Origin of the sequence: Micromonospora sp. NPDC049891 (assembly GCF_040660295.1) — a bacterium.
Classification (GTDB): Bacteria; Actinomycetota; Actinomycetes; order Mycobacteriales; family Micromonosporaceae; genus Micromonospora.
On the sequence record NZ_JBFAML010000057.1, the window covers coordinates 1 to 8,968 of the forward strand.

6 protein-coding genes are annotated in these 8,968 nt (G+C 65.3%); all 6 read left to right on the top strand.

The window, feature by feature from the left end; all coding sequences use genetic code 11:
* Positions 1 to 464 precede the first annotated feature (464 nt).
* Positions 465 to 1,256, top strand: coding sequence for a hypothetical protein (locus AB0I71_RS32125; RefSeq protein WP_357591091.1), 792 nt, complete (start codon positions 465 to 467; stop codon positions 1,254 to 1,256).
* A 278-nt stretch (positions 1,257 to 1,534) separates the two neighbouring features.
* Positions 1,535 to 1,705 carry a hypothetical protein gene (locus AB0I71_RS32130; RefSeq protein ID WP_357591094.1) on the top strand — a complete coding sequence of 57 codons (171 nt, stop codon included), beginning with the start codon at positions 1,535 to 1,537 and terminating at the stop codon, positions 1,703 to 1,705.
* Positions 1,706 to 3,185: 1,480 nt separating this feature from the next.
* Positions 3,186 to 7,652: a hypothetical protein gene (locus AB0I71_RS32135; RefSeq protein WP_357591096.1), complete on the top strand. Its 4,467-nt coding sequence runs from the start codon at positions 3,186 to 3,188 to the stop codon at positions 7,650 to 7,652.
* Positions 7,653 to 7,962: 310 nt separating this feature from the next.
* Positions 7,963 to 8,274 (top strand): transposase, encoded by a 312-nt coding sequence (locus AB0I71_RS32140; RefSeq protein ID WP_357591098.1) that lies wholly within the window; start codon positions 7,963 to 7,965, stop codon positions 8,272 to 8,274.
* The gene (locus AB0I71_RS32145) at positions 8,271 to 8,576 is read left to right on the top strand and encodes an IS3 family transposase (RefSeq protein WP_357591100.1); all 306 of its coding nucleotides are present in this window, start codon (positions 8,271 to 8,273) and stop codon (positions 8,574 to 8,576) included. The genes AB0I71_RS32140 and AB0I71_RS32145 overlap by 4 nt, the downstream gene beginning before the upstream one ends.
* A 66-nt stretch (positions 8,577 to 8,642) precedes the next feature.
* Positions 8,643 to 8,968: DDE-type integrase/transposase/recombinase (locus AB0I71_RS32150; RefSeq protein WP_357591102.1), on the top strand; the 326-nt coding region annotated here is incomplete at its 3' end.

An 8,968-nucleotide genomic window follows, 5' to 3' on the forward strand; every position in this document is an offset into this window, starting at 1 on the left:
GTATGGCCGCGCGAACCTCGACCTCCTCCGCAAACGCGTCCTGACCACCCCGTGAGCCATCAACAAGATCAATCACAGAATGTGTGCCAGAGCCAGAGTTGGAGCGGCGTTGACAGTAAAGATCATCAGCGCGTAACCATCGCTTGTCGACCAGACGGCGGCATGGCGATCCATGGGGATTGGCTGAACCTCGGTCTACCAACTCCGACTGCACGGATCTGCCGCGATTCGATCGCTACCGACTGTGACGGCCTACCGTCGGTGGCCCGGCCCATGCTGCAGCCAGCGGGATGAGCGGAACTGCCAAAGTGAGGATGTCCCCCTCGGCCATACAAGTAGGCCGCAGTAGGTGCTCCAAGTGCGACAGCATCTGCGGAAGGATGTCGTTAGGCCAGTTCCGTCGGCCCCAGCCCAGCACAAGCGCTCTACGGCTTGGTTGTTCAGTTCAGCCTGATCGGAGACCGATGGCCCGCTACGTTTTCCAGGATGCCTTCGAGCGTTTCATCAAAGCTCTTGACGATGCGCTACTGCTCGACGCCGAGGCCGGGCGCGTTAACTACCGCAAAGCGAAGCAGCGAGGTTCCGCTGGTGGCAACCTCAACGTTGAGTCACGCGCCATGTACCGAGCTATTGCTGTCATAGCCGTTGCAGCCTGGGAGGACTTCAACGAGCAGCTCGTATGCGCGGGTCACGAGTACCTAATGAGGACTGCGGCAAGGCCCGTTCCCGCCGAGCTGGGACAGTGGTTCCCGACCGCCAAGCTGCAGGCGCCGTCCTCGGCCAATGTCAGGAAGCTCTACTGGGCATACTTTGGCCTTGACCCGATGCCGTCATGGTGGTTCTCCTTCGCTGCGCGGGCACGCGAGATCGGAATAGACGCCGACTGGTGGGTCGCCTTCAATGATCAAGCTCATCTGGAAGAGCGCACCAGACGCGGGCCGGACGCCGCGAAGTGGCTGGACTCGCTGGTTAGACTACGCCACGCCACCGCTCACCAGGACCGGAAGCACTTCAAGCAAGCACCCGAGATCGGTGTCGCTACACATAATCGAGGCAAATGGGGCGTCACCAGATACACCGGTCAGAATGCGATTGCCGTCATCACACAGCTAGCCCTTTGCACCGTTCAGGCCCTCTCCCAGCACCTTTCGTGCCCCGGACAGCTGAGCTACCTCAGCCCACTCCGCTCGTGGCGACTTGCTGGCAGCTCACTGAACGATTTGCCCCAGTGGCCGTCTTCAACAGGAGCGAGTTGACCCGACAGAGGGGCTGCACAACGCTCCGTGGTTGCGGCTCCTTCAAGCCCGCCCTCAACGCGCACATCTGCGGCGCGGCGGGCGCGACGGGCGGTCCGACATGTGTCGCCTCTTCGGCGGCCGTGCCGTGCGCTCGTCGGGGGGACGCGTCGTGGTGCCTGCCGGCGTTCGACGCTGGGGTGAGCTTCTCGTACAGTCCCGGTGTGCTCGATCATGTTCATGGTTGCTCGTGCTGCGGTGAGCCTCTGGATGGTGTTGACCTTGACATCCGGTCGTCGTTGCCGGACGCGATCCTGGCGCTGCCTGCCGGGCAGTGGGCGGTCTACCTGGAGGCGTCGACCCCGCTGAACCGGAAGCTGTACGCCCGCCACGGCTTCGCCGACCACGGCGCGCCGATACAACTGCCAGAGGGAGGCCCGGCACTTCAACCCATGTGGCACAGCGCGTAACAGTCGTCGCCGCGCCTCCCACAGATCGGGTGGCGTAACGATATCGTGGCCCGGACGGACCGCCTGCCACGTACCCGCCATGGCGGATCGACACCCTTCAACCCGACCCGTTTCGAAGCCACCATCCGGATCTGGCGCCGACCGCGCGCTCTGTCTCAGCACGCCGGTCACGCTGACTACTCGTCAACTTTGGGGCTGTTCCTTGGGAAGACGCGCCGAAGCGACGCGTCAAGACGCTGGCCTACGCCGCAGTCGCACCGAGGGATCGGGGAGCGGGATGGGAGCAGCCGGGTGCGCTGAACGGCCCTGAACCGCGCTCAATGGCGTCGAGTGGCACTCAACTGCACCCACCACGACCTGCGGGTTCTCGTTTCTGCAGGTCAGAGTCGGTGCAGCGTCCCGCTTCACACGGAGTGCTCCACCGTTTTGGTCGTCAGCCGATAGCGTTCTATGTCTCCTGGTAGGGAAGTATGCGCAGGTCACGGCGGTAAGGAGCTGCTGGATCGGCTGGCCTTGCAAGTGGGAGCAGATCGGGTGCAGGTTGGCGAAGTAGTCACCGCCCTCGAAGTGTTCACCGACTTTGGGTAGAGCTTAGGGCTCTGACCTGCGGCGATGTGGGCCAGCGGTTCGGCGTGACCTCCCAGAGAACACCGAAGTGGTCAGGGTTCGCTGCTCCCCCTGGATGGCGCCGGCTGTGGTCCCCGGTCCCACTGACGCCCATTCACGAGGGCGGTGTTCCATCGATGCACGGCTCTGGGTGCCGTCGTGGTGGCGGCGGTCTGGATCCCGGGAAATGGGACTCGAATCCCACCGGCAACCTTCTGAGCAGGGCTTCCTTCCCAGTGACCTCTTCGGCGGACCCGAAGGCGTCGACCTTCGAAGGTGCAGGTCATCGCCCCGGGATTCACACTCGCTTATGCCGAAAGTAGTGCGTCCGCTATGGGTCGGAGTGCGCGGCGAGGAGTCATGCCTGACTCAGAGGACGCTATGCAGCGGAGCGGGTGCTCGAAGTTCAGAAGAACCGATTCTTCTTCACCGTCGTAGCGCAGTTGGAGCACCTCAATTGGTTGGTGGTGTACGGCTGAAGCGTGCTCTTGCCGCAGTTCGGACACTTGTGACCCTTCGCCACAGCATGGCCTTTCTCTGGGTGCGCTCGCCCCAGACGCGAGCAGCCGACGCTCCATAATGTCCAAATTCTTCGATAGCGTCAATGCGGCGGCCCTGACCTGCGGTTTTAGAACTAATGATTGGACAGGCCAGAATCGGGGGACTCTGATATGGGCAGATTGCCCTTTGTGTCCTAGCAGGTTCCTCGCCAAGTTGGTGTGGTCTCGCCCGCAATGCGCTTGGCGAGGTTGTCAACGACGCGATGTGGCTCATGGCTTTGGAGGATCATCCGTACCCGTAGGGCCCATCTTCTTGTCGGTGCGGTGCGAGAGGATGAGGAGGCAGCGCCGGATCAACGTGAATGGGAGCGGATATGGCGAGTGGGCTGACACCGCGTATCTTCGCTGCCCACGAAGCGTCCGAGGTCGCCCACCTCGTTGCCGATCATGACCCTGAGACGGTGCGTACGGTCGCCCTCTTACCCGAGGACGAGGCGGCGGCCGACGCGGGCGTCATCGCGCTGGTCGAGCGCCTACGTAGCCTGCCGAAGTCGATCCGGTCCGCCCTGAAGCGGGCGAGCGACAGCGCCGCCTACCTCAGTGATGACCGCCTTCAGGGACTGGCTGAGCTCATTCAGAACGCGGACGACCTCGGCGCAACCGAAGCCACTATCGCTGTCGACAGCCACAGGTCACGGTTGCTGTTCTCGCACAACGGTGCCCCTCTCACCCTGCATGACGTCTGGGCACTGGCCATCCCGTGGCTCAGCCTTAAGGCCGCCGACGAGGAGAAGCTCGGCCGCTTCGGCATCGGGCTCAAGACGCTCCACTCGCTCTCGAACGTCCTGGAGGTCTACCAAGGCCACTTTCGCGTGCGGTTCAGTTCCGACACAATCCGGCCGCTGAACGAGCACATCGCCTGGCCGCGGGCCGACAGTTCGCCGACGACGTTCGCTATCCCCTTCCTGCCTGGCGTTGTCGACAGCGACGACGCCGCGAAGTGGCTCAGACACTGGGATGACGCGGGCTTGGTCTTCCTCCGCCACCTCTCGATGGTCCGGCTGGTTGACGAGTTGGGGCGCGAGATCGTCCGACTGCAGCTTGAGCGCGGCCCTGAGGACGCACTGGAGCTTCCCGGTGGCCGTACGTCACGGCGCCGAGTCACGGCGGCCGACGGCCGGCAGTGGCTGGTCTACAGCCGCCGTGCCGCCTCGCCTGCCGAGGTGGAGCGGGTGGGGAAGGCGCAGGGCGCTCGTACACCGCTGGCCTTCGCGTTCGCCTTATTCGAAGGTGACACCGGGCACATCCACGTCGGCTTGCCAGTTCGGCCGGTCGGCCTGCCCTTCCGCCTTCTCGCGCAGTTCGATCCCCAACCTTCTCGTCGGGACATCGCCGACACCGACTGGAACCTGGCGCTCGTACCACTGCTCAGCGATCTCTGGCGCGACGCGGCGCACGACGTCTTCCAGTTGGCGCCGGCACAGGGCTGGGCGACCATCCCTACGACCGCCGAGTTCGAGGCAGACGAACGAACCACCGGTCGGCTCCGGGTCCGCCTCAATGAGCATCTACTACGCCGGGCTCGCGTGGAGTTCGCCGCAGCCCTGACCCTCACCCACGCAGGGACCACATACCGGCTGGACGAACTCGCCTACGAGGCGGCCGAACTCACTCCGGTCCTCTCCTCTGAGGACCTCCGCTTGGTGTCGGGACAGCCAGGCGTGCTGGCCCAGTCGGCGCGATCGGGCGACGATCGCTGGCGCGAGGTACTCGACGACCTTCGTGCCGTGGGAGCTCCTACGCCGACTTTGGTGCGCGTTGAGGACGCCAGCGTCCTACTGGATGACGACCAGCGATCGCCGCAGTTCGTCGCCGATCTATTGGCAGTCGCGGTCGAAGCGGGCCTTGGCCCCGCCCTCGATTCACGAGCATGTCTGGTGCTTGCCAGCGGCATCCGCGTGCCACCATCGAGTCGCAAGGGCCTGGCGGTCTTGCTTCCGGCGAATCCCGACGCGGTCTGGGAGCTGATGGGAATCGGGGCACGGCTACACCCGGCGTTCATGGGCCGGCCGCACTGGGCCGTGATCCGCGACTGGCTCCAGGAGAGGAAGTGGCTGCGGCCTTCGGCGACGAGTGCGGACGCGCTGCTCGTCCTGGCCGAGGCTGGCAAGGCGGGAACCACGCTGGAACGTCCCCTGACCGATGCGCAGGTCGACGAGCTTCGTCGGGCACTCGAAGCGATCCCAGAGGCCGAGCGCCCAGCGCTCGGCGCTGGCATTGGCCAGGCGGTCAAGGTCGATGCTGTCGTGCACGACGCGAATGGTCAGCGGCAGGGCACCCATGCCCGTCCGTTCGATGCCTACTTTATCGAGCGCGAGGTCAACACCTGGATCGTGGCTGCCGGAAAGACGCCGGGCCTGATCTGGATCGACCGGCGTTACTCGGACAAGATCCGCACCGACGGCGGCCGTGACGGCATCGGTGCCCAGCGTTTGTTCCGCCTGCTCGGTGCAGAGGTAGCGCCGCGCATCAAGAGCCACCCGGCCAACCAACGGCGCTACTCGAACTACCGCCCCGGCGTACCTGCCTCGGCTACCGGGTCACCGACGCGCCGTCGCGAGGCACTGCGGCAACTGCAGGCCACCTACACCCTTGAGGACTTGATCGCACCGGACCTCGATGCGGTCCTGAAGAGCATTACGACGGAAAAGGACCCACGCCAACGGGTCCGGCGAGCGGGCGCTGTGCTCGGCACCCTCGCGCGGGCCTGGGATCGTCTGCGCGAACACTCGCACGTCATAGCGGCCACGCCCTACTACGGTTGGGAGAACGAGGGCAGGGTCGATGCCTGGTGGATCAGCAGCGCCGCCTCAATCGCGTGGCTGCCGTCCGAGAAAGGCAGGGCGACGGCGCCTGAACAGCTCCGAATCAAGAGCTCGGCGACCGTAGCGCTCTACGGCGACGACCCGGAGCGGTACCTGAGCCCCGCCCTCGACAACGAGCCCTACCGCGAAGTTCTCGCTCGCCTCGGCGTCGCCGGCGATCCGACGGTGAGTGAACTGATCCAGAAGCTCGAGGAAGTACGCGCCGAGACCAACTCGACGCCCAAGACGGCTGAGGACCTCGCGGCACCGCTCTACCAGGCGCTCGCCGTCCAAGTCCGCGGCCAGCGACTCGGCAGGCAGCTGGCAAGCGCAGCCCGGAACGCCTTCGGTCGCGGCGACGGCTTGATCGCAACCCGGGCCGGCTGGCGCCGACCGAGCGTGGTGCTTGCTGGTCCTCCAATCTTCGGCGACCTGCGCGACTTCGTGCCATCAGTCTCGGGCACTGACGCGCTGTGGGCGCTGCTTGCCATCCAACGACCAACCGCTCGGGACGGGCGCGGCGTACTAGGCGAACTTGCCCGCAAGAAGTCGCTGAAGCCCGATGAGAGGCTGATCATGCTCGAAGCACTTCGATTGCTAGTCGAAGCGCCTGAGATCGAACTGGCCAAGCTTAGGAAGGCGGCTGTCTGGGTCGGTGATCGGTGGGAGCGAAAGCGACCGGTCTACGCGACGCGCAATGCGCTGATCGCTCAGGTGCTCAAGGGTCGAGTGCCGATCTGGAGCCCCGGCGGGTCACTGGCCCAGCTCGATCCGCTGGTTGACGCATACAAGCTGGCACGACTCGACGCTCCCCACGGGCAAGTGCTCGACCCGGACGGTGCGACCTACCAGGCTGAACTCACGCAGGTCTTCTCCCGCGCTGTCGCCAATCTCCGGGCCGACCTTGCGCTGAGCGACCCCAAGGCTGAGCAGAGCCTGCGCGTCTCGTGGGGCGAGCTGGAGGCGGTCAGCATCAAGCAGTCGCCTCGGCTCCGGGTCCGGTTGGTCGAGCCAACCTACGGCCTCGACGAAACCGTCGAGCTTGACACCTGGCTCGACCTATCCGCCGGCGTATTCTACGTCGCTGACGAAGGGGCGATTGGCTCCCCGACTTCGGGTGCCTACGCCATCGCATCCGTCTTCGACGGCGACGCCCGTCGCATCGCTCACGACTGGGTAGCCGCCTGGTCGTTCGCCCTCGAAGGGCACCGCGAGGAGGAAATCACGACGGCGGCGCGGTTGGACGCCGAGCGCAAGAAGGAACGCGACGAGCGCAGTGAGGAACTCCTGCGGGAGTTGGCCGAGCAGGGCAAGAACCGACGCTCGAAAGGCAAGGGCGCTTCAGACGCCAAGGGCAGCAAGGCGGCAACCGCGACCAAGGCTACCGAGGCCAAGCCGAAGACGACCAGACAGTTGGTCGACCCCGACAGCCTGAAACTGAAGAACGAGGACGGCGAGATCATCGGTGGGGCGCCTGCCGGAGACGGTGCAACCACTGGTAAAAGGTCGACGACGTCGTCCGGTAAGCCTCGCGACCCCGACGCCTCGAAGCCCAAGAAGCCGTCGGTGGATGGCGGACGAGGTCCCAAGAATTACACCGAGAACGAGCGCGAATCTGCCGGGCTAGCGTTGGTACGGCGTGTACTCGGCGGCGACGAGGAACAGATTGTCGACATCCGGCACCAGCGCAACGTCGGCGCTGACGCGATCGACGATCTGAAGAATTTCTTCGAACTCAAGGTCTACGCCGGGCCGATCCCCGACACCATCTCGCTGACCAGCTCCGAGTTCCGCCGTGCGCAGGAAATCGAGAAGTTCTTTCTCGTCGTGGTCGGAAACGTCGAGCAAGGCGGCAGGGCCCCGGAGGTCCGGATCATCACGGATCCACTCAATCACCTCAGCGTGCTCCCGCAGGGCTCCGTCAATCTGGGAGGCATCCGCGACGCCAAGGCGCTGCGTTTCACGTTCGAGTCGTGACCGGCGGGTGAAAGGGCACAGAGGACCGCGAACAACTGCAGCTTGTTCATCGCTGCGTGATCGCGGCCGTATCGGACGTGAGCGTGAGTCGTAGGCTCATGCCCGGATCCCGCTTACTCTCATGGCCGCTGACAGCGCTCGTGGCGCGGCGTCAGAGCAGTTGACCAGTTGTCTCGCTGGGTGTAGGTCCTGGCTGATTTGCGGACGCTTCGCCCGGGGGTAGGGACGAGCTTTTCCAGGTGGGCCTGCCCCGTTTTGACGGACATCCAAGATCAGGGGATCTGGGGTCTCCGGGAGGATGTCCAGCATCATGGAGAACGTGGGAAAGAAGCGACCGAGGCCGCGGCGGGCGTTCACGTCTGAGTTCAAGGCCGAGATCGTGGAGTTGTGTCAGCGTGGTGACCGCACGGTCGGGCAGGTGGCCAGGGATTTCGATCTGACCGAGACCGCGGTACGGGCGTGGGTCAAGCAGGCCGAACTCGACGCCGGGACCCGGTCGGACGGCCTGACCTCGGATGAGCGGTCCGAGCTGGCCCGGCTGCGTGCGGAGTACCGGCGGCTGCAGCAGGACGTCGACATCCTCAAGCGGGCCACGGCTTTCTTCGCGAGGGAGACCCGGTGAACGTGTATCCGTTCATCGAGGCGGAGCAGGCCGGCAAGCACAACGTCAAGCGCGCGTGTGAGCTGTTGAAGGTCTCCCGGTCCGCCTACTACCAGCACGCCCGCGGCGAGCAGTCCGCCCGTGATCGGGTCGACGCCCAGCTGAGCGAGCAGATCATCGCGGTGCACGCGGCGTCGAACGGCACCTACGGGGCACCGCGCATCCACGCCGAGCTGGCCGCCGCCGGGCTGCGGCACGGCCGTAAACGCATCGCCCGGCGGATGCGTGATGCCGGGATCCGCGGCAAGAGCCCACGCCGCTAAAAGGCCACCACGATCCCGGGCCCGCACGCTGGCGCCCGCCCCGACCTGGTCGAACGCGACTTCGCCGTGGATGCGGCCGCTGTCGACATCCGCTGGTGCGGCGACATCACCTACATCAATACCTGGGAAGGCTGGCTCTACCTGGCCACCGTCATCGATCTGGCCTCCCACCGCGTCGTGGGCTGGGCGGTGGCCGACCATCTCAAGACCGATCTGGTCGACGCCGCCCTGTCCGACGCCCTGCGACGGCGCCGGCCCGCCGACGGTCTCGTCTTCCATTCCGATCGCGGCTGCCAAGGCGGTTTCAACCGGTCGTCGCAACACCTTGATCACGGAGGTGTGCATGGGCAGGAACACGAAGCTGGAGCAGGTGCCGGAAAGGGCGCGGAGGC

Bases quoted from the DNA above. Each gene is read 5' to 3' on its own strand.
- AB0I71_RS32125 (WP_357591091.1), top strand. From the start codon at position 465: ATGGCCCGCTACGTTTTCCAGGATGCCTTCGAGCGTTTCATCAAAGCT.
- AB0I71_RS32135 (WP_357591096.1), top strand. From the start codon at position 3,186: ATGGCGAGTGGGCTGACACCGCGTATCTTCGCTGCCCACGAAGCGTCC.
- AB0I71_RS32140 (WP_357591098.1), top strand. From the start codon at position 7,963: ATGGAGAACGTGGGAAAGAAGCGACCGAGGCCGCGGCGGGCGTTCACG.